The following is a 23,447-nucleotide window of genomic DNA, read 5'->3' as shown; positions in this document are numbered from 1 at the left end:
ATTATTTATATTAAAAAATGGTATTTGTATATAGATGTATTAATTTTTATTTTTTATCACAATATATGTTGTAAAATTTTGAACGAATATTAGTAAGTTTTAATATTCTGTATTCCATGGTTGTGTTGATAGAGATTTACTTTTATGCTTGGTATCAAATAAATTCTGACTGCAGGGACATAAATGTCGCAGCACAATAAAAATAATTTTTCTACTTGGCAAACTTTTCGTCGTCTCTGGCCAATAATTTTTCCCTTTAGAGTAGGTTTAGTCGTTGCGTCTATTACTTTGATTTTAAATGCAACAAGTGATGCACTGATGTTAGCGTTGTTAAAACCTTTGCTTGATGATGGTTTTGGACGAGCTAATAAAGATGTGTTTGTGTGGATGCCATTAGCTTTAGTGGGATTAATGGGTATTCGCGGTTTTAGTGGTTTTGCGTCTACTTATTGTATATCTTGGGTATCTGGAAAAGTAGTAATGCAGATGAGACGTGCGTTATTTAAACATATTATGAATATGCCGGTTTCATTTTTTGTAACACAATCTACTGGTACATTAGTGTCTAGAATTACTTATGATGCTGATCAAGTTGCTTCTTCTTCTTCTGGGGCATTAGTCACTGTTATTCGAGAGGGAGCATCTATTATTGGTTTATGTATAATGATGTTTTATTATAGTTGGCAGTTATCATTAATTTTAGTACTAATTGCTCCAATAGTATCGATCACTATTAAACTTGTTTCTCATAGATTCAGATTAATCAGTAAAAAAATGCAGAGTACTATGGGTCAATTAACCAACAGTGCTGAACAAATGCTGCAAGGACATAAAGAAGTATTAATATTTGGAGGCCAACATACAGAAAAAGATAGATTTAATTGCGTAAGTAATCGTATGAGACAACAAAGTATGAAGATGGTTCAAACTTCATCTATTTTTGATCCATTAATTCAATTTGTTGCGTCATTAGCATTAGCGTTTGTGTTGTATGCTGCGAGTATTCCAAGTGTTATGGAAATGCTTACTGCTGGAACTATTACTGTTATTTTTTCATCCATGATAGTTTTGATGAAACCATTAAAGTCTTTGACTAATGTTAGCGCTCAATTTCAACGAGGAATGGCGGCTTGTCAAACTTTATTTGCTATTTTAGATTTGGAAACAGAAAAAGATCAAGGCGTATTAGATATTAAACGAGTAAAGGGACATATTGTTTTCGATAATGTTACTTTTTTTTATCCTGAAAAGAATACACCATCGCTTTCTAAAATTACTTTTACTGTTGAAGCAGGAAAAACTGTGGCTCTAGTAGGCCGATCTGGTGCTGGAAAATCTACTATCGTAAATTTATTAACTCGTTTTTATGATATAAACAAGGGACGTATATTGCTTGATGGTTTTAATTTAAATAATTATAAACTCTCTTCTTTGCGTAATCAAGTCGCTGTAGTATCTCAAAATGTTCATTTGTTTAATGATACTATTGCAAATAATATCGCATATGCACGCAGAAATTTTTATTCTAGAGAATCCATCGAAACTGCAGCTCATATGGCAAGTGCTATGGATTTTATTTCTAACATGAAAAATGGATTAGATACTATTATAGGAGAAAATGGAATACTATTATCTAGCGGTCAACGTCAGCGTATTGCTATTGCACGTGCTTTATTAAGGGATTGCCCGGTTTTAGTTTTTGATGAAGCTACTTCTGCTTTGGATTCTGCATCAGAATATGTTATTCACAAATCGCTTGAAATATTAAAAAAAAATAGAACATCATTGGTAGTAGCTCATCGTTTGTCTACTGTTGAAAACGCAGATGAAATATTGGTGATTGAAAATGGTTATATTATAGAACGTGGTGTACATGAAGTTTTAATACAGCAACAAGGGATTTATGCTCAGTTATATAAGTTACAATTTTCTTAATGTTTACTTATATTTGGTTTAGATCATCGTTTTGTTATTTATTTCTGCTGCCATTCTCTTGGTTATATGGTTTAGTAAGTACATTGAATCGTATTAGTTATCGATATGGATGGCGTAAAGTATATAAATTTTCGGTGCCAATAGTAATTATTGGCAATTTAACAATAGGAGGGAATGGAAAAACTCCGATGGTATTGTGGTTAATAGAACAGCTAAAATATCGTGATTGGCAGGTTGGGGTAGTTTCAAGAGGTTACAAAGGTAGATCTAGGAACTATCCGATTATTATTAATACAAATACTCATAGTAATGAGTGTGGCGATGAGCCTATGTTGATTTGGAAACGTACCGGAGTATTAGTAGCTGTTTCTCCGAAACGTGCTGATGCGGTAGCTGCATTATTGAAGATACAAAAACTAGATCTTATCATCAGTGATGATGGATTACAACATTATGCGCTTTTCAGAGATATAGAATGGGTAATAATTAATAGTTCATTCCGATTTGGAAATGGTTATTTATTACCAGCAGGTCCCATGCGTGAACGTATTAATAGACTTCATGAAGTGCAAGCAGTTATTGCAAATGGATCAGGAAAAAGAATACAATCTGGGGAAGTATTAATGCAATTATATCCTAGTACTGTAATAAATATCTTGACAGGAGAACACAGACCTCTTAATTTTTCAGATAATGTTGTAGCTATAGCAGGAATTGGACATCCTGCTCAGTTTTTTAATACTTTACAAAGTTATGGTATTACTCCTATCAAATCCATTGCATTTTCTGACCATCATATATATTCTGAAAAAATGTTAGCATCTCTCGTTAAAAAAGATGAGATATTATTAATGACTGAAAAAGATGCTATTAAATGTCTAGATTTTGCTCATGATAACTGGTGGTATGTGCATATAGAAGTGAAAATCAATAAAATGGATACGAATAATTTATTGTGCGCAGTGGAAGATAAAATTAGATATTATAAGGATTTGAAATTTGACACGCAGAGCAATTCGACGTATTAAGACAATAGCATACATTTTCATATAGAAAGTGTGGAAAAAATATTTCTACATATATTTACATATATATATATGTAAAACAATTATTTTTTAGTAAAATAATTTATTTAAATAATTAAACATCTTCTATATTGAGAAGATTATATGCTTTTATTGTGTTAATGTGTATTAAAATTAATGTTTACCGATTTAGTGGTATTATGATGAAATATCAGTTATTAAAGATAATAGTGTGTCCTGTATGTTATTCAAAATTATTTTTGGATTTAGAAAAAAAAGAACTAATTTGTAATATTGATAATTTAGCTTTCCCAATAAGAAAAGGAATCCCAGTTCTTTTAAAGAAAGATGCACGTAGTTTTATACTATAAAAGGTAGAATATGAATTTTGTAGTAATTATACCTGTCCGATTTTTTTCAAGACGTTTTCCTGGAAAAGCTTTGGCAGATATTCATGGCAAACCTATGATTGTTCGTGTTATGGAAAATGCTTTAGATTCTGGTGCTGATAAAGTAATAATTGCTACTGATAGCGCTCGTATAGCTCGAGCAATCGAATCAGAAAAATCTAAAGGCGAGGTATGTTTAACTCGGGCTACTCATCAGTCAGGTACTGAACGTCTTTCAGAAATAGCTACTAATTATAAATTCTCAGACAATCAGATTATTGTGCATCTTCAAGGAGATGAACCCTTGCTGTCATCTATTATGATTCGTCAGTTAGCCAGTACTTTGTGTGCGGTTAACCCTACTACTAGCATGGTTACATTGGCAACACCACTAAATTCTTTAAAAGAGGCATTTGATTACAATGTGGTTAAAGTTGTTATAAATACGTATAATCATGCTCTTTATTTTTCTCGTTCCTTGATTCCATGGAATCAAGGATGCTCTGATAATCTTCTAGATAATAGATTGCCTAGAATGTTGTTACGCCACATTGGTATTTATTCGTATCAAGTTAAGTTTCTGCATCGTTATATTGCATGGACTAAAAGTCCATTGGAACAATTGGAACAGCTTGAGCAGCTTCGAGTACTATGGCATGGAGAAAAAATACATGTATCTGTAATTGATGATGTGTTTAATATTAGCGTAGATACTCCAGAAGCATTAAGATGTGCAAATGTTTTATTTGAAAAAAATAAATAATAATTACTTATATATAAATTATATATGATTCCAGAAGATAATATTTTTATCACTTATACTATAAATTATTTAATTACTTATTAAAGTCAGTATATAATATAATTTAAGTAATTTATATATTTTTTATACTATGTTTATATTATTAATATATAATTTGGAGATTATTATGATTGTTATATTCATAATGATGGTATCTGTTCTTATTATAAGCACTTTAAAATTTGTGAAATATATATAATATTTTTTCTATTAGTTATAGCATTATAGCATAAATAAATGTTTTAGTACCATGAGATACCATCTCATGGTACTAAAACATTATAAATAAGTGTATTGATTATTTATGTTAACTTGGGGGACGTAAAAATAATTATGAAGCAACAATTACGTTTAGTTGTGGGAATATCAGGGGCATCTGGTGGAATTTACGGAATCCGAGCATTAGCTATATTAAAAAAATGCGCTATGAATATAGAATCTCATTTGATTGTTACTCGAAATGGGCTAATTATATTACAACAAGAGTTAAAGATGAACAAACAAGCTATATATAAATTAGCAGATGTTGTGCATTTTCCACAAGATATTGGAGCGTCAGTTGCTAGCGGATCATTTCCAACGTTAGGTATGTTAATTGCTCCATGCTCTATTAAGACGATGTCAGAAATTAGTACAGGAATGACATCGTCATTGCTTGGTCGAGTTGCAGATGTAATGTTAAAAGAAAAGCGTAAATTAGTATTAATGGTCAGAGAAACTCCATTACATCTGGGACATTTACGCACAATGGTTAAGTTAACAGAATTTGGCGCAGTGATTATGCCTCCTGTTCCAGCGTATTATATACATCCTGAAACTATAGATGATATCGTTTATCATACTGTAGTGAGAGCTTTAAATTTATTTGGAATCAATACTAGTATTTCTTCTACTTGGCTTGGAATTAAGCATCAACATCACGATAATTTAGTTATTGATGATTAGATTTTTTTAAATTACAGGAAGAATTAATTTGGTAACTTAAAATCTTATCTGTGTTTAGAAAGATATTACTTTTTATTTATGAGCTAAAAACTATCATCGTTGCTATCATCAGTAGCATAATCTTCACTAACAGATGCAGACGACGAAGATTTTTGAAGATTTAATTTAATAAACATTTTTTCCATATCGCTAAAATGTTTAGTTTTTTTTCGTTCATTTATAGCATGTTCGAGCTTATTGATATGTTCTGTAGTACCTAAATCAGCAAATTTAGTTTGTTTATGTAGAAACAAACGATACGATAAATCATCATTTTGGTTTGATTCAATTTTAGAATGTTTAGTAAAAGCATCATATGTGCTTTTATTTTCGGTTCTTTCAGAATTCATTTGCTGATCTAAAAGAGATCCGGAAGAACAGGACGATAACAGTGCATCGTTCAGTTCTGATGCTGGCTCTTTTTCTAAAAAAGGAAGAGGCATCGGAGGGGGAGGAGGGGGATCTGAATATGAACAATCAGCTTTTGCTGTAGTATTTTGTGTCTTTTTTATTGTTGCCGCATTGTCATCGTGTACATTATGGTGCTGTGTAACCCCATCTAAGGTTAATGTAGTACTATTTTTTATACTATGATAATCATCATCATCGTTACAAGTTAACACTGGATGTTCAGTTGTATTTTCTGTAATATTAATTCCGGAGTCATTATTTACATCAATATCAGAAACATCAGGTTTGTGTGTATTTAAAAATTTTTGTTGTGCAAAATCTTTTACTAATATATGTATATTTTGTTTTTTTTGATCCTGAGAGGTTTTCATTGAATCAGTAATATATGAAATTAAAATTTTGTCTTCTTGTGTAATAAGATGGTTAGGGAAATAGATCGCATAAGTATTATTTGTTATCATAACGACATTTCCTCCTTGATTTTGCAATAATTGAAAATCCCATAATACAGATTTATCATTGCTATTATCGATTGTAATGATTTTAACTTCACCAGGATAACCTGTTATTTTTTGAGTGGATTGAAGTGATTTAACATGATTATCTTTATTAAGCATAATATAATCATGACATTGAATGAAATCAGGTATAAATGGTTGTATGATAGTATCAAGATTGTTCAGTATTGATTTATTTTGTTTATTTATACAACTCATTTGTTTTATAAGAGGAGTACCAAATTGGTAATCTATTAATACCTGGCAAATAGTATTATTATATTTTTTATTTATAAAAATGTTACTTATGCTAAAACCTAATATAGGTATGGGTTGATAATGTAGATCTAAGGATAAACAATGATCATTATTTTTTTTATCAGAACAATTTTTATATTTTTTATCATAAATAAATTGTTCTAATTTTATTTTTCCAGTAAATTCAGAAAAGTGCGGAAATTTGGTTTGGATGTGTAGTTGATAACCACTTCTGGGACAGTGTATATTATATTTTTTCAATGATGTTTTAGTGGAAATAAAAACATTATCTAAATTATAATAGTTATTTAGCATAAATGATGTATTTTTCAACCAATATTCTACACCAATATTAATCGCGGATGGTTGGGAATTTTGATTGGCGTTAGACATAGGACAAAGATAAAAAGTATTATATCCAATAGCATATTTATCGTTAACTAAATATCTTGTCCCTCCTCCAAAATTAAAAACATGTTCTGATAAAATATTGCGTATTCCTAATTGCATAAAAGATAAACTTTTTTGATATTTGCTTTGTTGCGTATGAAATGAGTGAAATACGTTTATCGCATCATTTTGTAATTGTATTTTAGATGTGTAAGTAGAAGAAAATGGAGATTTATAATTATATGCATGGGCGCGCAATTTATTCAATGTATAGGGAGAATGATTATAGGAATATAGCTTCATTTCTTGTTTATGTAAATCACCTTGAAATATATTATTGTTACTGACATTAAATACCATACGATTACTTGGCGTATGACACCAAGCAACGTCGTTATGTATGAATATCTGAAGTATTATTCCTAATATAATAAATATCGGCATGTGCAATTTTTTTATTAATATATGAAAATATTACATCTAATATAGAATACGTTGTATTTAGTTTTTATTGTTTTAAAGCAGTAATAGATATATACGAAATTACAAGTTATATAATTACTATTTTAAATAACAATTAATTTTTGCATTATATCATGCATTAAATTTATAGTATATAATCGATTATATTTTTTATCATTAATAAAATAAATCAATTTTTTTATTATAATTAAGGTTCTCATCATGGAAATGCGTATTGAAAAGGACACTATGGGTACAGTTTTAGTGCCAAATAATCGATTATGGGGAGCGCAAACACAACGTGCGTTAAAATATTTTAAAATTTCTGATGAAAAGATTCCTTTTTCTTTAATCAAAGCATTAGCACAAATTAAGCGTGCAGCAGCACAGGTAAATTATGATCTAAAAATGTTAGATTATGCACGAGCTCAAGCAATTATTCAAGCAGCAGATGAAGTGTTATCTGGAATGCATAAGGGCGAGTTTCCAATATCAGTTTGGCAAACTGGATCTGGAACTCAAAGCAATATGAATATGAATGAAGTTTTAGCGAATCGAGCTAATAAATTATTAAGCAGTACACGAAGCGCAAGCAGGATATTTATTCATCCAAATGATCATGTTAATAAAAGTCAAAGTTCGAATGATGTTTTTCCCAGCGCAATGCATATTGCAGCAGTAGTTGATTTAAATGAAGAATTGATACCTAAAATTAAGATGTTAAAAAAAACTTTGTTTGATAAATCTGTTGAATTTAATAATGTTATTAAAATTGGGCGAACTCATCTTCAAGATGCTACTCCGTTGACATTAGGACAAGAAATTTCTGCTTGGGTATCTATGTTGGAACATAACATAGACCATATAAAAACCACTATGCCTCATTTACGTGAACTGGCATTAGGGGGTACAGCAGTAGGTACAGGCCTTAATACTCATCCACAATATGCCGGCCGTGTTGCTGATGTATTATCACTTTTTACTAAATGTGATTTTGTGAGTGCACCAAATAAATTTGAATCATTATCAACATGTGATGCATTGGTACATAGTCATGGATCCTTAAAGGGTTTAGCTGTTTCTATGACTAAAATTGCTAATGATGTGCGTTTATTGTCTTCTGGTCCTAGATGCGGTATAGGAGAATTAATTATTCCTGAAAATGAACCAGGTAGCTCAATTATGCCCGGAAAAGTTAATCCAACTCAATGTGAGTCTATGACTATGTTGTGTTCTCAAATTATGGGTAATGATGTTAGCATAAATATTGGTGGTGCATCTGGACATTTTCAATTAAACGTATATAAGCCATTGATTATATATAATTTCTTACAATCGGTGCGTTTACTATCAGATGGCATCGAAAGCTTTCACAAATATTGTGTTGCAGGAATTCAACCCAACCATCAACGAATTAAAAAATTACTTGATAGTTCATTTATGTTGGTTACCGCGTTAAGTCCTTATATTGGATATGATAAATCAGCAGAAATTGCTAAAAAAGCGTATTTAGAAGGGTTAAGTTTAAAAGAATCTGCATTGCAATTAGGTTATGTAAATGAGCAACAATTTGACAAATGGGTTTGTCCAGAAAATATGATTAACTCTTCAGAAATGTTATAAATAGTTATTACAAATAGTAATATGGATTGATTTAACCAACGGAAGTATACGGATGATGCAGATAAAATATTATCAAAAAGAATGAAGTGTTATCAATGAATCGTATTAAACGATATCAAATTTTGTGTAAATTACGAGAGAATAATACTCATCCAGTCATTGAATTGATTTATCGATCGGAATTTGAGTTATTGATTGCAGTATTGCTTTCGGCTCAAACAAGAGATACCCAAGTTAACAAAGTAACAAAAAATTTATTTAAAGTAGCTAATACACCAAAAAGTATGTTATCTCTTGGTATAGATGGGATCAAAAATTATATTAAATCTATTGGTTTATCTAATACTAAAGCTAAAAATATTATTGATACTTGTTGTTTGTTAATTACAAAGTACAATAATAAAATTCCTTCAAGTCGCATTGAACTAGAATCTTTACCTGGAGTTGGACGTAAAACTGCTAATATTATTTTAAATTTAATTTTCGGTTGGCCTACAATCGCAGTGGATACACATGTATTTAGATTTTGTAATCGCAGTGGTTTTGCAATAGGAAATAATGTTTTATCTGTAGAAAATAAGTTGCTGTCAGTTGTTCCTAAAGAATTTAAAAATAATTGTCATAAGTGGTTAGTATTACATGGCAGAAATGTCTGTAGAGCCAAACATCCAAATTGTCGTGTTTGTGTGATCAAAGATCTGTGTGAATTTAAAGAAAAAAATCAATTTTTATCATAAAATGATAGATTAAATTAATATTTGACATGGTATATAAGATATATGATATCTATCATATATTATTAAAATATAAATTAATTGTGTATTAATGTGTTGTTATGCAATAACTTATTCCCATTTGATTAAACAATAGTGTTTTTTTCCGCGTTTTAATAACGTATAACGATCATACAACCTGTCAATGGCAGATAAAATATATTCAGTTTTTGATTGTTTTTTTAAATTTATAGTGATGCCATTGGATGCAATTAGTTCTCGCGCTTGTGTTCGAGAAGATGCTAATTTAGATTCTACTAATGCTTGTTGCAATGTAATACCTGATTTAAGGAGAACAGTCGGTACGCCATCCTGAAATAATTGGTCGAAATCATTTAAAGTTAATTTATATATTTGTCCTGTAAAGAGATTGTTGGTAATTTTTTGAGCGCTTTTTAATCCTTCCTTGCCGTGAACTAATCGGGTCATTTCTTCTGCTAAGATAGTCTGAGCTTTTGGTTTTGTATTACTAATATTATCCTTTTTTTCTAATATATTAATTGTATCCATATCGATGTTGGTAAAGGATTTAAGTAAATGATATACTTCTTTATCGGAAGAATTAATCCAATGCTGATAAAATTTATAAGGACTAGTTTTTTTTGAATCTAACCATATTGTATGTTTTTCTGTTTTTCCAAATTTAGTATTATCAGATTTAGTAAGTAAAGGTACAGTAAGCCCATAAATGGTTTTTTTATATATTCGACGCACTAAATCAATACCTGACACAATATTACCCCATTGATCGGAACCTCCAATTTGGAGTATTGCGTTATAATTTTTATACAAATAAGCAAAATCATAACTTTGTAATAAATTATAGGAAAATTCAGTATAAGAAATTCCATCATTATTTTGTTGTAATCGTTTTTTTATAGCGTCTTTATTTATCATTTTATTTACAGAAAAAAATTTACCAATATCTCTTAAAAAAGTTAAGAGCGATATAGAAGATAACCAATCATAGTTATTAACTATATAAGCTTTCGAGTGTTGATTACAAGAAAAATCCAGGAATAAAGACACCTGATGTTTAATTTTTTCCACCCATTTTTGTGTCGTGTGAATTAAATTAAGTTTTCGTTCTGAACTTTTAAAACTTGGATCTCCAATCAATCCAGTACCCCCTCCTAACAAAATTATAGGACGATGTCCAGATGTTTGAAATTTTCTTAAACATAACAGTGGTAACAAGTGCCCTATATGCAAGCTATCAGATGTTGGATCAAATCCACAATATAAAGTTATTGATTCTGATCTTAATATTTTAATTAATGCTTCTTTATTTGTAATTTGTGCTATCAAATCACGTGCACATAAATGTTGTATTATATTAAAATTTTTATTATTCATATAGATAATATAGTTTGAGTAAAGCAATCAAGAGTTTTATATATATAGAGCCGATGCTATAGTATTAATTTAGTTGTGTTATTTCTAATATATAAATTATTGAATTTTTAGCTGTGATTAAGGAGATAGACGATAAATATACCATGTATGTTTATATCGTTGATATATAAACCGGTCATGTAAACGATGTTTTCCACCCTGCCAGAATTCCATACTATTTATATTGATTTTGTATCCACCCCAAAATTCAGGAAACGGTATTTTTTTGTATAAATAATTTTTTTTAAACTCTAAAAATTTGTTTTCTAATATATCTTTAGAGGAGATAACTTTAGATTGATTGGATACCCATGTACTAATTTGATTATCTTTTGGACGTGTATAAAAATGTGTTAAAACTTCTTTTTCTGAAAGTTTATTAACACTTCCTGTTATTATCACTTGTTTATCTATAATACTCCAAAGAAAACATAAACTAACTTTTGGATTATTGGCTAAATGCATAGCTTTACGACTACTAAGATTCGTATAAAATATCATTTCTTTATTAGTAAAATTTTTTAATAACACTATACGTTGATAAGGTTGACCAGTATTATCAACTGTAGCTAAACACATCGCAGTGGGATCAGATATTTTTGAAAAACAAGCTTGATATAACCATACTTCAAATAATTGAATAGGTTGGTGAGTTAAATCTGATAGGTGTAACTGTCCAGATGTGTATTCTCGCCTAATGTTTGAAATGTCAGTTTTTTTTACTAGCATAAAATATTTCGTCATATTAATCGTCACAAAATATAATAACATAAAAATATGTTATTACTTAACAAAAATAAATAGCAATATCATAAAAAATAAAAACAATAATTTTATTGATTTATATAGTTATACCTTAATTATATTAAGGTATAACTATATAAATTTAACGGAAGGCTCATTATGATAAAATTGATTAATTATGATGTTTTAAGTTGATTGATTGATATATATGTCTTCTTATATGAGATTCTAAAAATAATACGTATAAATTTATTTTGTCTGATTTGACGGTACATACTTCTAATTATTGAAGATTGTTAACTTTTATTATGTAAATTTATAATATTTTTTTCTAATTTAGAAATAATTCTATTTAGAAAAATAATTTCTTCATGACTAATTTCATTAAAAATTTCATTTCTAGTGGTAGAAATAACACGATTTACTTCATTAATAACAGGTCCAGCGTTTTCAGTTAATTTTATCTGCTTAGCTCGTCGATCATTAACACAAATGTGTCTGATAATTAACGCTTTTTCTTCAAGTTGATCAAGTGTTCGCACTAGAGATGGTTGTTCTATTCCTATAGCTTTTGCTAATTGTATTTGAGATTGTTCTGGAGGTAATTTACAAATATTATGCAATGTAATCCAATGTGTTTGTGTAAGCTTTAAAGGTTTTAAACGGTGATCAATTAAAGCGCGCCATATTCTTACAAGACGTGCTAAATCTGATCCGAGTGGTGATTCCAATTTTTCTTTCCTTATAATTAAGTCTGTTTCATTTAAATACGTTATTTGTTCTAAATAATTAGATGATAATTTATAAATTTTTTATTATAACGACAATCGTATTTACAATATCTATTGTAATATAAAATATTACAATGCATGATTGTAATCATAGTTTATCAATTAGATGCATTATTATGTATAATTCAACTCATTAAAGTATAACATACATTTATTATTGTATGTAAATTATTTTTAATACTTGTACTAAAAATAATTTTTTAAATAATTCATATTTATGTGAAATAAGTAAAAATATGTGATTATTAATAATTATTTAAAAAATTAATTATGTTTGATTATCCACGTTGGATTAATAATTACGCACGGTAATTTGAATTATTAAGAGGTGCATGATGTTTTAAAAAATTGGTATTGTGCATTATTTTTATGTCAACAAACAGACGTACTTTTTTACATATGTGAGAGTAAAAATAAATTACTGTAGTTTGTTATTATGTTGCAATATTTTTTAGTATTAAAGATTAAATTTTCTAATTAATTAAAAATTATTTATATCAATATCTATTGATAACAAATGTTAATGTATGTGGTGATCTTAAAATTGATAAATATTTTAACTAAAGATGCATTATATAAATTACATTTTTGTATCATCAAATACACTATTTTGAAAACATGATTTTCATGATTTTACAAGAAAAATTAATCATAATTTTCACACAATAAATTATGAAAATATATTAAAATTTGTGGTAATATGAATTGTTTATATAATGTAATATATTTTATAAGACATATGATTTGTAAAGATGATCAAAATACTCTTCGAGCGCGCTTTCGTGGATTTTATCCAGTTGTAGTTGATGTAGAGACAGCGGGTATTAATGCTGATACCGACGCTTTACTAGAAATTGCTGTTGTTACACTTAAAATGGATGAATATGGGTGGTTGGGTGTCGATGATGCTCTTAATTTCCATATTCAGTCATTTCCGGGCGCTGTTATTCAACCAGAATCCTTAGCATTTAATGGCATTGATTTGAGTAATCCTTTACGAATTGCAGTGACAGAAGAAGAGGCATTAAATAAAATCTTCAAAATGGTGCATCAAGGTATTGAAACTCAAGAATGTAATCGTGCCATTATTGTAGCGCATAATGCGTCTTTTGATCATAGTTTTTTAATGGCAGCAGTAAAACGTACAAGTTTTATGAAAAATAATCCATTCCATCCTTTTGTTATGTTCGATACTGCAACCTTAAGCGGATTAGTATTCGGTCAAACTGTATTAGCTAGGGCGTGTGCGCGTGCGGGCGTTTTTTTTGATAAAAACAAAGCACATTCTGCATTATATGATACTGAACGAACTGCAATGTTATTTTGTGAATTGGTAAATAGATGGAAGAGACTCGGTGGTTGGCCGTTACCTGATTGTCGCAATGGGCCTTAATAAATATCAATTTTCATCAATTTATAGTTCTTCCTGTTATGGTTAAGTACATAACTCATAGAAAAAATATATTTTTATTTATTTTTTTTAATATTTATGTAAATTAAATAAATACTATATTATATGTGCACCGCACCTATTTCTAAAACAAAAAATATATTTAATTACAAATTATGTCTTATTTTAACCTGGTCAATTAAAACTTTTAGCTTTCCATTACGACTCATATTAGTGATAATATCAGACCCTCCTATTAATTTCCCTTCTACCCATAATTGAGGGAAGGTAGGCCAATTAGAAAATGTTGGTAACGCCTGTCTAATATCTGCATGAACCAATACATCGATGTAAAAAAATGATTCTATACAAATAGATAACATTTGTGCAGCTCTTGATGAAAAACCACATTTAGGAGAATTAGGAGTACCTTTCATGTATAAAATAATAGGATTTTCTTCTATTTGATTTTTAATTTTTTCTATTGTATTGTTCATATTTTTCATGTTAAAAGTTAAATTATATTTAATAAATTTAAATTATTTAAATTTATTTATGTTAATTTAAATTAAAAAATTCGATACCCTACATAAAATCTTATCAATTTAGTATATACACAATTCATGTGTATATATTTTATATTTATAACAAAAATTATATTATTTTTTGACATTAACAATCGAAAACGTTCTCTCAACACCGTTTATAACAGATTTTGTGATAATGTCAATTTCAATATTTACTATGTCGCCTATCTGTTTACATCCAAATGTTGTTTGTGTTACAGTATATGGAGTTAAACAAACACGTATATAATTATTAATGATTTTGCTTACTGTCAGACTTACCCCGTCTACGCCAATTGATCCTCTTGGTAAAATATATTTTTGAAAGCATTTTTTTTTTATACTAAACCATATTATTCTATTGTTTTTTGAGATAATTATTTTTTTTATTTTTCCAGTACAATCAATATGACCTGTCATTAAATGTCCACCAACTTCAGAATGATAACTTAACGATCTTTCGATATTAATTAAATCTCCTAATTTTAATATGCCCATATTAGTCGATTTTAATGTTTCATGTATCACATGATAAGTGACTAAATTATATTTAATAGCAATAACTGTTAAGCAACATCCATTATTTGATATAGAACAACCAATTTTTAAATTTGAAAGCAGATGTATGGGTAGTAAAACTATACAAGTTCTGAAATTAGTTGCCTCATAAATTGTATGCACAGGAACAACAGCTTGTATAATACCTGAAAACATATTCTTCAAATACTATTTTGTATTATGTTAAATCATATTTAAATGTAAATATAACATATACTTCTTTTATATTAAATACAACTTTAAAAGATTGCAATTATTATGATAAAAAACCTGAATTTTATGAAACAAGCCATTTTAACAACATTTGATGTATGATAAAATTACGGGTATTCTGATATAAATTAGGTGTTTTGTTATTTATTTTTAATGAAAAATTTTTTAAAATTTAAAAAGAGAAAATAAATAATACATATTAGTAGAAATTCAAATAAATAACAGATATATGATCATTGTATCATTGTGCGTTCTTAGCTCAGTTGGTTAGAGCACTACCTTGACATGGTAGAGGTCGATGGTTCAAGTCCATTAGAACGCATTAATTGCGGTATATATCAGGTATCGAATAAAATTGTAGTATAAAATTTTGTGTATAAATAAAAAATGAGGTCTCAAGGTTATCTTGTATATTAGATTTAATACAACTAAGTTTTATTGCTATATAAGCGATCAGAATATTGGCGGTATAATCTATTTAATGTAATAAATATGGTACGGCAGTGTGTTCATGTAAAGAACCAATAAAATGATTGATTATGTATTAATATGTAACTTTATATGATTTAAATGTAATCAGAATGCGTTTAATATAGGGGAGCATCAAAAAATGAACAATAATAGATTAACATGTTTTGCAATGATTTTCAGTTCTTTTGTATTAGTTAGTTGTGCAAGCACGACTAAAATGAAAGAATTATCTTCTGAAGTTCATGATTTAAATGAAAGAATTGATCAAATAAGTAATGATATCGATACTTTGCGCCCAGAAATAGAGAAAAATAAAAATGAAGCAGCACGAGCTAATCAACGTATTGATAATCAAATTAATTCTTATCATAAGTAATGATAGATAAATATATATATATAAAGAATATATAGAAGTTTCTATAAAACAGCAATTTACTTAATTATTAGAACTAATGATCATAAAGAATATAGTAATCAAATATACTGTTAAAGATGAGAAATAACGAATATCAATTCTACATAGAGTAAGTATATAGAATAAAGATACTATAATTTATATAGTGTATTAGCTTGAAGGTGTATAGAATCTAGTATCAAGTATATCCCTTGGGACCGTGATATAGTCAGGTTATGCTTTAATTGCAATTGATTTATTAAAAAAGGTTTAACGTCAGTATTAGTGGCTTCTTTTAAACTTAATCCTTGATATAAACTGAATATTATACTGATAATTCCTTTGACAATAGAAGAGTCACTATATCCATATAATTCTATTAAATCGTTAGGAGCCGCTATGGCAGTAGAAGTAGTCAAGGCAATCCATGTCTGGCTTTGACATCCAGAAATTAAATATTGTTGTGTTCGCATACTTTCTGGAAATTTAGGTAATAATTTTCCAAGATCAATGATATATATGTATTTTTCTTCCCAATTAATACAACTAAAGAAGTTTCGCAATAATTGAGTTTTTGTTGGAAAATTTACCATCGTCTTTTCAGTATTAATATTATTATTGGTTTAGTAAATGTTGTACTCTCATCAGGCCACGTGCTAAACGATCAATATCTTCTGTGTTTGTATACATTGCTAATGATGCACGACACATACCTGGTACTGCAAAATAATTCATAGTGGGCATTGCGCAATGATGTCCTGTACGTATAGCAATACCATATTGATTTAATAACATCCCAACGTCATATGAGTGGTGTATTCCCAAATTAAAAGCAATAATACCAACTCGTGTATTTGGTCCGTATAACATCAGATCCGGAATTTTTTTCAGTGTATCTACAGCATAATGCATTAGTTGATCTTCATAATCATAAATTTTATTCATACCTATTGCTTGGACGTATTCGATAGCATTACCTAACCCTATGATACCACTAATATTGGGAGAGCCTGACTCAAATTTCCAAGGAGCGTCAACAAATGTTGTGCCATGAATTAAACTTACATTCTGAACTATTCCTCCTCCTACTATCCATGGGGGCATTTTTTGAAGTAATTCTTTTTTCCCATACATAATGCCAGTACCGGAAGGCCCATATATTTTATGCCCAGAAAATACATAAAAATCACAATCCAACTTTCGTACATCTACTACTTGATGTACAATGCCCTGCGCTCCGTCTATTAATATCAAAGCATTGCTTTTTTTTCGAGCTATATTGATTATTTCTGTTAATGGATTAATCGTGCCTAAAATATTAGACATATGTGATATCGATAAAAATCGAGTACGATGATCTAAAAGTTTCGATAAACTGGAGATATCTAATGTACCATTAGGAGTGAGTGGTACATAACGTAATATAATTTTTTTATGTTTTGCTAACATTTGCCAAGGAATAATATTAGCATGGTGTTCCATTTCACTAATGATAATATTATCTCCATAATTTATAAAATTAGCCCCCCAACTGTTAACAATTAAATTAATAGCTTCCGTAGTACTTTTAACAAAAACGATTTCTTCTCTAGATGCATTAATAAAATTAGCTATATGCAGGCGTATTTTTTCCATTTGATTAGTAGATTTAGTGCTCAACGTATGAATACCTCGGTGTACGGCAGCATATTCATTACGATAATAGTTAGTTTGTGAATCTATGACAACATTAGGTTTTTGAGCGGATGCAGCACTATCAAGATAAGTAAGAGGATGTTGATTTACAGTGCGGCTTAATATAGGAAAATCAGATCTAATTTTTTCTATAGGATAAATTATCGTCATATTTTGATTCCTATTAAGGCTTGATTAATTCTGGCCAATACAATATTCTGTAATACAGTGTTTGCAATAGATTCCGTAATTTCAATGGCAAAGGCCTGAATAAGTATTTTTAAGGCATCTTTTTTTGGAATACCACGTGTGCTTAAATAAAATAAATGATCAGTATCAATTTGTCCTATTGTTGCTCCATGACTGCATTTCACGTCGTCAGAGTAAATTTCAAGTTTAGGGATGCTATTAATAGTAGCATCTTTGTTTAATAATAAATTATTACTTATCATTTTTCCATCAGTTTTTATGGAACCCGGATTTACTTTTATTAACCCATTAAATATACCGGTACTGCAATTACATGCAATTATTTTATGCAATTGTCTACTCGATGCAAACTCCTGATTATTATGTTCTAAATAAGTACGTATATCTCCAATGTCTTGTCGCGATAAAAAAACTAAACTATTTAACGATAAAGATGATCCTTGGTGATTGATTTGAGCGCTAGTTTGATGACATGTGAATTTAGGCCCAAGAATCACCAAGATATTGCTGTTTACATTTGAGGATTGCCCTACATTAATATCATTATGTGCTATATGATAGCTTGCATGATTTTCAAATATTAATTTAATATGATCTAATTTAGATTGATTTCCTATTTTCATAGACATACGTGCGCCACTAAAATGAGCATTTTGATTAATACTAACAAAATGTTCTATAACACATGCATTAGAATCATCTCCAATGTCAAGATGATGATGATAATGTGATGTAACTAATTTATTTTTTATATCAGATCCTTCATTAATATATAGTAAATATAATGGTTTTTTTGTTATTTTTTGTGCAGGTAAATTTATATGTATTGTTGCATCACTTAAATATTCAGTTAAATATAAAAATATTTCTGGTTGAATGGGATTAGTCATGTCATGACGGTTGGGGTTACGATTGATTTTAACTATCCATGGATCGATATTTTTATCGCTTAATTTAGGTGAAAATAGACCGTTAATAAATATTAATCGATAAGAATCTATAGGGAATCCTAATTTTTTATATTGAGAAGTGTGCAATTCATTATTTTCAGAGAATTCAAAATGGTGGGTTAAAAATTCCTCAAGTGAGGTATATTTCCAATTATCATTTTTAATACTTGGTAATCCGAGTATTTTAATACGTTCCCAATATTTATGTGTTGAACTTGAGTTAATATTATGTTTCTTTTTAAATAATCCATACCATTCATTTAATACTCGATTTTTATTATCCAGACAACCAACCATAGCCTTTTTCCTCAAGTTTTTTGACCAAAGAGATATTACCAGATATCATAATACGCCCTTTGTGTAATATATGCACATAATCAGGTTTAATATATTCTAAAATTCTTTGGTAATGTGTGATAATGATAAAAGAACGTGTTTTATCACTTAATAAATTAAGACCATTATAAACAATTTTTACTGCATCGATATCTAAGCCAGAATCTGTTTCGTCAAGAATACACAACAATGGTTCTAACATCATCATTTGAAGAATATCGTTACGTTTTTTTTCGCCTCCAGAAAATCCAACATTTACTGGTCGGGTCAAAAGATCATCAGGCATTTTTAATAATGTCATATTTTTTTGAATAAGTTGGATAAAATCAAATCGATCCATAAGAGGTTGATGTCTATATTTACGTATAGCATTAACAGCGCTGTATAAAAATAATTGATTGCTAATTCCTGGAATATCTACTGGGTGTTGAAATGCTACAAAAATTCCTTCGCCAGCGCGTTCTTCTGGTTTCAGAAGTAATAAATTTTTATTTTTAAATAATATTTTCCCATCAGTAACAACATAATCTTGTTGACCGGATAATACAGCGGATAACGTACTTTTTCCCGATCCATTAGGTCCCATAATAATATGTATTTCGCCGGGGTTGATTTCTAAATTTAACTTTTTCAGAATAGATATATTTCTTACACTGACATTCAAATTTTTTATTGATAACATCATGATTTCTCCTTTTTGAATGGCTATGCTTTATTGAAAGTACTTGAAGCATAAATTTTATCCAACACTATGTTCTAAAGTAATTGCTAATAATTTTTGTGCTTCTACAGAAAATTCTAAAGGTAACTTAGAAAATACGTCTTTGCAAAATCCATTGACAATCATAGAAATGGCATCATCTTCATTAATCCCACGTTGTCTACAATAGAATAGTTGATTATCACTGATTCGTGAAGTTGTAGCTTCATGTTCTAACTGTGTACTATTATTGTGTGATTCAATGATAGGAAATGTATGGGAACCACATTTATTGCCTATTAACATTGAGTCACATTGTGTAAAATTACGTGAATTTGAAGCATTTTTCATAATCTTAACTAATCCTCGATAAGTATTTTGACTGGTTCCAAGAGCAATTCCTTTAGAAATAATAGTCGAACGTGTATTTTCTCCAATATGAATCATTTTCGTTCCGGTATCTGCTTGCTGTATACCATTGGTAATAGCAACTGAAAAAAATTCTCCAATAGAATTTTTTCCTTTCAAAATTACACTTGGATATTTCCAAGTGATAGCAGAGCCAGATTCAGATTGAGTCCAAGACATTTTAGAATTTTCTCCAGCACATAGTGCTCTCTTAGTAACGAAATTAAAAATTCCACCCTGAAAATGTTGATTGCCAGAAAACCAGTTTTGTACTGTTGAGTATTTTACTTGAGCATCTTTTAGTACAATAACTTCTACAACTGCTGCATGAAGTTGGTAATTATTGTTTATTGGAGCTGAACATCCTTCAATATAACTTACATAACTACCTGTATCTGCAATTAAAATAGTACGTTCAAATTGCCCAGTTTTTTTAGAATTCATTCGGAAGTAAGTTGAAAGTTCCATAGGACAACGTACATTTTTTGGAATATATATAAATGTACCATCAGATACAACCGCAGCATTAAGTGCGGCAAAAAAATTGTCTTTAAATGACACTACAGTTCCTAAATATTGACGTACTAAATTTGGATAATCGCGAATAGCGTCATGAAATGAACAAAAAATAATACCTTTTTTTAATAAAGTAGCTCGGAACGTAGTAGATACAGAAACTGAGTCAAAGATAGCATCAACCGCTACATTTCCTGTTTCATGTACTGGTATACCTAATTTATTAAAGGTATTTTCTACTTCTTTGGTTAAATATTTTGATTTATTTGAAGTAATATTTGTATTTTCTTGTGTTTTTTGATTTATTTTATCAATTGTACATGCTGGAGCAGAAAAATAACTATAAGAGTTATAATCGAGTGGCTTATAATTTCCTTTTAACCAATGTGGTTCTCGCATATTACACCAAGCATGGTAACCTGAGAGCCTAAATTCTAACATCCATTTTGGTTCTGATCTTTTTTTTGAAATGGCATGTATTACATTTTCATTAATACCTTGTTGAAGCTCTTCATTGCTTAATTTGGTAAAAAACCCCTCCTTATAATATGAATCATCATTTTTTGCAAAATTTTTATTAACATCATATATGTTAGAATTGTCGCGTATCATAATAATACCTGTTTTTAAATTCCAAAACTTTCACCGCACCCACAGGAATATTGAGCTTGAGGATTATTAAATTTAAACATATGATTTAATCCTTCTTGTACATAATCTAATTCAGTTCCATCAATAAATGGCATTATGTGTAATGGCACGAATAATTTAGCTCCGTTACGTTCATAAGTTAAGTGATTATCATCTAATGATGTAACTTTATCCATAAGATATGTAAATCCTGCGCATCCTGATTTTTTTATGGTTATTTTTAATCCTAGTATGTTAGGATTTTTATTTATTAAATGAATAATTTGTTGTACTGCTGAATCAGTTAGGGTTAAACCATTCCAAGAAGTATGCCTTTTGGATATATAATGTGTATTTTGTTTAGTATTTTTTTTCATGATAAATTCCCTTAATTTATCATGCAATATTTCACTAGAATAAATATTTAATTATTTATATTGCATTAAATATTTACAAACGTAAAAATATGCACATATTATATGGTTTTATTTATACTATAGTATAATGGAAACGTTAATTTTTAATCATATTATATATTATAATTTTCATAAATTTTCCAATTTAATATCTATTGCGCTATAGCGCAATAGATATTAAATATTTACTCATTATGTATAATGAGTATCGAAATTTAGCGTAGTATTATGTCTAATAAACTACGTATTAAAGATAGGTCTGATATATTGTTGCTTTTATTATTTATGATATTTTTTTAACTAACCAATCAGAGACTTCTGATAGTTCTTTTTCATATTGAGGCCAATCTTTTATCCATTCTTTACAACAATATAAGATGTTTTTATAGTTATATGGTATACCTACTAATTTTTTTGCTAATATTTCCAAAGGATCTGGTTCTAAACTGTCAGTAAAAATATGACTACGATTAATTATTCCACGTTCTATATCGAAATGTAATGTTACGTTACCCCAATTAAAACGGGTATCTAATTGATGTGTAAATGCGGGAGCGCTACCAAAATTCCAATTCCAATCACGTTGTTTTTTTAATTGCTCAATAAATATTGGCACATTAAGGAAATTATCCATAGATAATATTTCCGGTTTTACTCTCATTCCATAATACTGAAAAAATGCTTCCATTAATCCATAGCATACTTCTTGATGATCAATGCCAGGTTTTAGTTCATTTAAATTAGTAACTCGTGATCGAATAGAAGTGATTCCTTTAGTTTCTAGCTTTTTAAAATCCGGATTAAGATAATAAGAAAGTTTATCAATATCAACGTGTAGAAGTAATGTTCCGTGATGAAATTTACGCCCAGATGTTTCACGATATGCAGATCCGCTAATTTTACGTATCCCATTTGCTGTGTGTATGACAATATCATTTCGCCCAGAAACGACACTTTTAATGCCAATATGGCTTAATCCATTCAAAACTATATTGGTGGATAAACTTTTATCATAATCTTTTTGAGTAGAAATGAAAGTAAAACAAGTATTACCTAAATCATGAAACACGGCACCGCCTCCACTACTTCGTCTAACTAATCTGATTCCATCTCGTTCCATGCGGCGAGTATTACATTCTTTCCATGCATTTTGTGCGCGTCCTATAACTACTGTGTTTTGATTTCTCCATAAAAATAATATAGATTGATTTTTAGGTATATTTTGAAAAATATATTCTTCAAGTGATAAATTAAACCATGGATCATAAGAGTCAGATAATAATACACGCAAAGAATACATAGCTCTTCTTTCTCCTCTATCAGGATTAAACATTTGAGATATAAATCTCATATATAAAATTCAATATTATACTATCATTAATAATAGTAACTTTAAATTATTTTTTATTAAATTATCAGTATTAGAAATAAATTATTATATATGTTTTTAAATTTGTAATTATATGCATTATAAATGATTAATCATTTATAATGCATATAATTTTATTATTATTATTATTTAATATTAAAATAATG

The 23,447-nt window shown here is 28.9% G+C and carries 22 protein-coding genes and 1 tRNA gene; 10 read left to right on the top strand and 13 right to left on the bottom strand.

Translation table 11 applies throughout. The features are described from left to right. Positions 1–183: 183 nt before the first annotated feature. The 5 genes from msbA (at position 184) to Bamer462_RS01935 (ending at position 5,096) form a co-directional block, all read left to right on the top strand. Positions 184–1,935, top strand: coding sequence for a lipid A ABC transporter ATP-binding protein/permease MsbA (gene msbA / locus Bamer462_RS01955; protein ID WP_500837452.1), 1,752 nt, complete (start codon positions 184–186; stop codon positions 1,933–1,935). Further along, positions 1,935–2,963 carry a tetraacyldisaccharide 4'-kinase gene (lpxK, locus tag Bamer462_RS01950; RefSeq protein WP_500837451.1) on the top strand — a complete coding sequence of 343 codons (1,029 nt, stop codon included), beginning with the start codon at positions 1,935–1,937 and terminating at the stop codon, positions 2,961–2,963. The genes msbA and lpxK overlap by 1 nt, the downstream gene beginning before the upstream one ends. Positions 2,964–3,163: 200 nt before the next feature. Next, on the top strand, positions 3,164–3,331 hold the full coding sequence (locus Bamer462_RS01945; RefSeq protein ID WP_500837992.1) for a Trm112 family protein: 168 nt from the start codon (positions 3,164–3,166) through the stop codon (positions 3,329–3,331). Positions 3,332–3,341: 10 nt separating this feature from the next. Beyond that, a complete protein-coding gene (gene kdsB, locus Bamer462_RS01940; RefSeq protein WP_500837450.1) occupies positions 3,342–4,112 on the top strand; it encodes a 3-deoxy-manno-octulosonate cytidylyltransferase in 771 nt (256 codons plus the stop codon). Between the two features lie 372 nt (positions 4,113–4,484). Beyond that, positions 4,485–5,096: a UbiX family flavin prenyltransferase gene (locus Bamer462_RS01935; protein WP_500837449.1), complete on the top strand. Its 612-nt coding sequence runs from the start codon at positions 4,485–4,487 to the stop codon at positions 5,094–5,096. Between the two features lie 83 nt (positions 5,097–5,179). Here the strand turns inward: Bamer462_RS01935 and Bamer462_RS01930 are convergent, their stop codons facing one another. Beyond that, entirely contained in the window at positions 5,180–7,135 is a 1,956-nt protein-coding gene (locus Bamer462_RS01930; RefSeq protein ID WP_500837448.1) for an inverse autotransporter beta domain-containing protein, read from the bottom strand. Between the two features lie 237 nt (positions 7,136–7,372). Between Bamer462_RS01930 and fumC the strand changes: the two genes are divergently transcribed. Then, positions 7,373–8,776 (top strand): class II fumarate hydratase, encoded by a 1,404-nt coding sequence (gene fumC / locus Bamer462_RS01925; protein ID WP_500837991.1) that lies wholly within the window; start codon positions 7,373–7,375, stop codon positions 8,774–8,776. 95 nt (positions 8,777–8,871) lie between these two features. Next, positions 8,872–9,513 carry an endonuclease III gene (gene nth, locus Bamer462_RS01920; protein WP_500837447.1) on the top strand — a complete coding sequence of 214 codons (642 nt, stop codon included), beginning with the start codon at positions 8,872–8,874 and terminating at the stop codon, positions 9,511–9,513. 108 nt (positions 9,514–9,621) lie between these two features. On the opposite strand, the gene tyrS is transcribed toward nth, so the two are convergent. The 3 genes from tyrS to slyA all read right to left on the bottom strand — a co-directional run bounded on the left by tyrS (position 9,622) and on the right by slyA (position 12,419). Continuing rightward, a complete protein-coding gene (tyrS, locus tag Bamer462_RS01915; protein ID WP_500837446.1) occupies positions 9,622–10,905 on the bottom strand; it encodes a tyrosine--tRNA ligase in 1,284 nt (427 codons plus the stop codon). A gap of 117 nt (positions 10,906–11,022) precedes the next feature. Further along, positions 11,023–11,673, bottom strand: coding sequence for a pyridoxamine 5'-phosphate oxidase (gene pdxH, locus Bamer462_RS01910; protein WP_500837990.1), 651 nt, complete (start codon positions 11,671–11,673; stop codon positions 11,023–11,025). 311 nt (positions 11,674–11,984) lie between these two features. Then, positions 11,985–12,419: a transcriptional regulator SlyA gene (slyA, locus tag Bamer462_RS01905; RefSeq protein WP_500837445.1), complete on the bottom strand. Its 435-nt coding sequence runs from the start codon at positions 12,417–12,419 to the stop codon at positions 11,985–11,987. A gap of 799 nt (positions 12,420–13,218) precedes the next feature. Between slyA and rnt the strand changes: the two genes are divergently transcribed. Beyond that, on the top strand, positions 13,219–13,872 hold the full coding sequence (rnt, locus tag Bamer462_RS01900; RefSeq protein WP_500837444.1) for a ribonuclease T: 654 nt from the start codon (positions 13,219–13,221) through the stop codon (positions 13,870–13,872). A gap of 164 nt (positions 13,873–14,036) precedes the next feature. Here rnt and grxD read toward each other — a convergent pair whose 3' ends face one another. Both grxD and Bamer462_RS01890 read right to left on the bottom strand, forming a co-directional pair. Continuing rightward, entirely contained in the window at positions 14,037–14,366 is a 330-nt protein-coding gene (grxD, locus tag Bamer462_RS01895) for a Grx4 family monothiol glutaredoxin (protein ID WP_500837443.1), read from the bottom strand. Between the two features lie 162 nt (positions 14,367–14,528). Further along, complete coding sequence (locus tag Bamer462_RS01890) at positions 14,529–15,149, bottom strand: riboflavin synthase subunit alpha (protein ID WP_500837442.1); 621 nt, start codon at positions 15,147–15,149, stop codon at positions 14,529–14,531. A 305-nt stretch (positions 15,150–15,454) separates the two neighbouring features. Here Bamer462_RS01890 and Bamer462_RS01885 point away from each other — a divergent pair. Together Bamer462_RS01885 and Bamer462_RS01880 are read left to right on the top strand one after the other, a co-directional pair. After that, positions 15,455–15,528 (top strand) — tRNA-Val (locus Bamer462_RS01885). 288 nt (positions 15,529–15,816) lie between these two features. Further along, the gene (locus Bamer462_RS01880) at positions 15,817–16,053 is read left to right on the top strand and encodes an LPP leucine zipper domain-containing protein (protein ID WP_500837441.1); all 237 of its coding nucleotides are present in this window, start codon (positions 15,817–15,819) and stop codon (positions 16,051–16,053) included. 170 nt (positions 16,054–16,223) lie between these two features. Here Bamer462_RS01880 and Bamer462_RS01875 read toward each other — a convergent pair whose 3' ends face one another. From Bamer462_RS01875 to lplA, 7 genes are all read right to left on the bottom strand, one after another. Further along, positions 16,224–16,664, bottom strand: a complete 441-nt coding sequence (locus tag Bamer462_RS01875; RefSeq protein ID WP_500837440.1) for a SufE family protein — start codon at positions 16,662–16,664, stop codon at positions 16,224–16,226. A gap of 22 nt (positions 16,665–16,686) precedes the next feature. Further along, positions 16,687–17,910, bottom strand: coding sequence for a cysteine desulfurase SufS (gene sufS / locus Bamer462_RS01870; RefSeq protein WP_500837989.1), 1,224 nt, complete (start codon positions 17,908–17,910; stop codon positions 16,687–16,689). A 2-nt stretch (positions 17,911–17,912) separates the two neighbouring features. Then, positions 17,913–19,217, bottom strand: coding sequence for a Fe-S cluster assembly protein SufD (gene sufD, locus Bamer462_RS01865; RefSeq protein WP_500837439.1), 1,305 nt, complete (start codon positions 19,215–19,217; stop codon positions 17,913–17,915). Then, the gene (gene sufC / locus Bamer462_RS01860) at positions 19,183–19,923 is read right to left on the bottom strand and encodes a Fe-S cluster assembly ATPase SufC (RefSeq protein ID WP_500837988.1); all 741 of its coding nucleotides are present in this window, start codon (positions 19,921–19,923) and stop codon (positions 19,183–19,185) included. The genes sufD and sufC overlap by 35 nt, the downstream gene beginning before the upstream one ends. Positions 19,924–19,980: 57 nt before the next feature. Beyond that, the gene (gene sufB, locus Bamer462_RS01855; RefSeq protein WP_500837438.1) at positions 19,981–21,477 is read right to left on the bottom strand and encodes a Fe-S cluster assembly protein SufB; all 1,497 of its coding nucleotides are present in this window, start codon (positions 21,475–21,477) and stop codon (positions 19,981–19,983) included. Between the two features lie 14 nt (positions 21,478–21,491). Beyond that, positions 21,492–21,872: a Fe-S cluster assembly scaffold SufA gene (sufA, locus tag Bamer462_RS01850; protein ID WP_500837437.1), complete on the bottom strand. Its 381-nt coding sequence runs from the start codon at positions 21,870–21,872 to the stop codon at positions 21,492–21,494. Positions 21,873–22,194: 322 nt separating this feature from the next. Next, entirely contained in the window at positions 22,195–23,211 is a 1,017-nt protein-coding gene (gene lplA / locus Bamer462_RS01845; protein WP_500837987.1) for a lipoate--protein ligase, read from the bottom strand. Positions 23,212–23,447: the final 236 nt, after the last annotated feature.

The organism is Candidatus Blochmannia americanus (nom. nud.), assembly GCF_059934915.1.
The sequence above is the reverse complement of the archived record's forward strand: the minus strand, read 5'-3'. Positions and strand labels throughout refer to the sequence as shown.

Coding starts and splice junctions, on each gene's coding strand:
- msbA (WP_500837452.1), top strand. CDS start 184: ATGTCGCAGCACAATAAAAATAATTTTTCTACTTGGCAAACTTTTCGT.
- lpxK (WP_500837451.1), top strand. CDS start 1,935: ATGTTTACTTATATTTGGTTTAGATCATCGTTTTGTTATTTATTTCTG.
- Bamer462_RS01945 (WP_500837992.1), top strand. CDS start 3,164: ATGAAATATCAGTTATTAAAGATAATAGTGTGTCCTGTATGTTATTCA.
- kdsB (WP_500837450.1), top strand. CDS start 3,342: ATGAATTTTGTAGTAATTATACCTGTCCGATTTTTTTCAAGACGTTTT.
- Bamer462_RS01935 (WP_500837449.1), top strand. CDS start 4,485: ATGAAGCAACAATTACGTTTAGTTGTGGGAATATCAGGGGCATCTGGT.
- Bamer462_RS01930 (WP_500837448.1), bottom strand. CDS start 7,135: ATGCCGATATTTATTATATTAGGAATAATACTTCAGATATTCATACAT.
- nth (WP_500837447.1), top strand. CDS start 8,872: ATGAATCGTATTAAACGATATCAAATTTTGTGTAAATTACGAGAGAAT.
- tyrS (WP_500837446.1), bottom strand. CDS start 10,905: ATGAATAATAAAAATTTTAATATAATACAACATTTATGTGCACGTGAT.
- pdxH (WP_500837990.1), bottom strand. CDS start 11,673: ATGCTAGTAAAAAAAACTGACATTTCAAACATTAGGCGAGAATACACA.
- rnt (WP_500837444.1), top strand. CDS start 13,219: ATGATTTGTAAAGATGATCAAAATACTCTTCGAGCGCGCTTTCGTGGA.
- grxD (WP_500837443.1), bottom strand. CDS start 14,366: ATGAACAATACAATAGAAAAAATTAAAAATCAAATAGAAGAAAATCCT.
- Bamer462_RS01890 (WP_500837442.1), bottom strand. CDS start 15,149: ATGTTTTCAGGTATTATACAAGCTGTTGTTCCTGTGCATACAATTTAT.
- Bamer462_RS01880 (WP_500837441.1), top strand. CDS start 15,817: ATGAACAATAATAGATTAACATGTTTTGCAATGATTTTCAGTTCTTTT.
- Bamer462_RS01875 (WP_500837440.1), bottom strand. CDS start 16,664: ATGGTAAATTTTCCAACAAAAACTCAATTATTGCGAAACTTCTTTAGT.
- sufC (WP_500837988.1), bottom strand. CDS start 19,923: ATGTTATCAATAAAAAATTTGAATGTCAGTGTAAGAAATATATCTATT.
- sufB (WP_500837438.1), bottom strand. CDS start 21,477: ATGATACGCGACAATTCTAACATATATGATGTTAATAAAAATTTTGCA.
- sufA (WP_500837437.1), bottom strand. CDS start 21,872: ATGAAAAAAAATACTAAACAAAATACACATTATATATCCAAAAGGCAT.
- lplA (WP_500837987.1), bottom strand. CDS start 23,211: ATGTATTCTTTGCGTGTATTATTATCTGACTCTTATGATCCATGGTTT.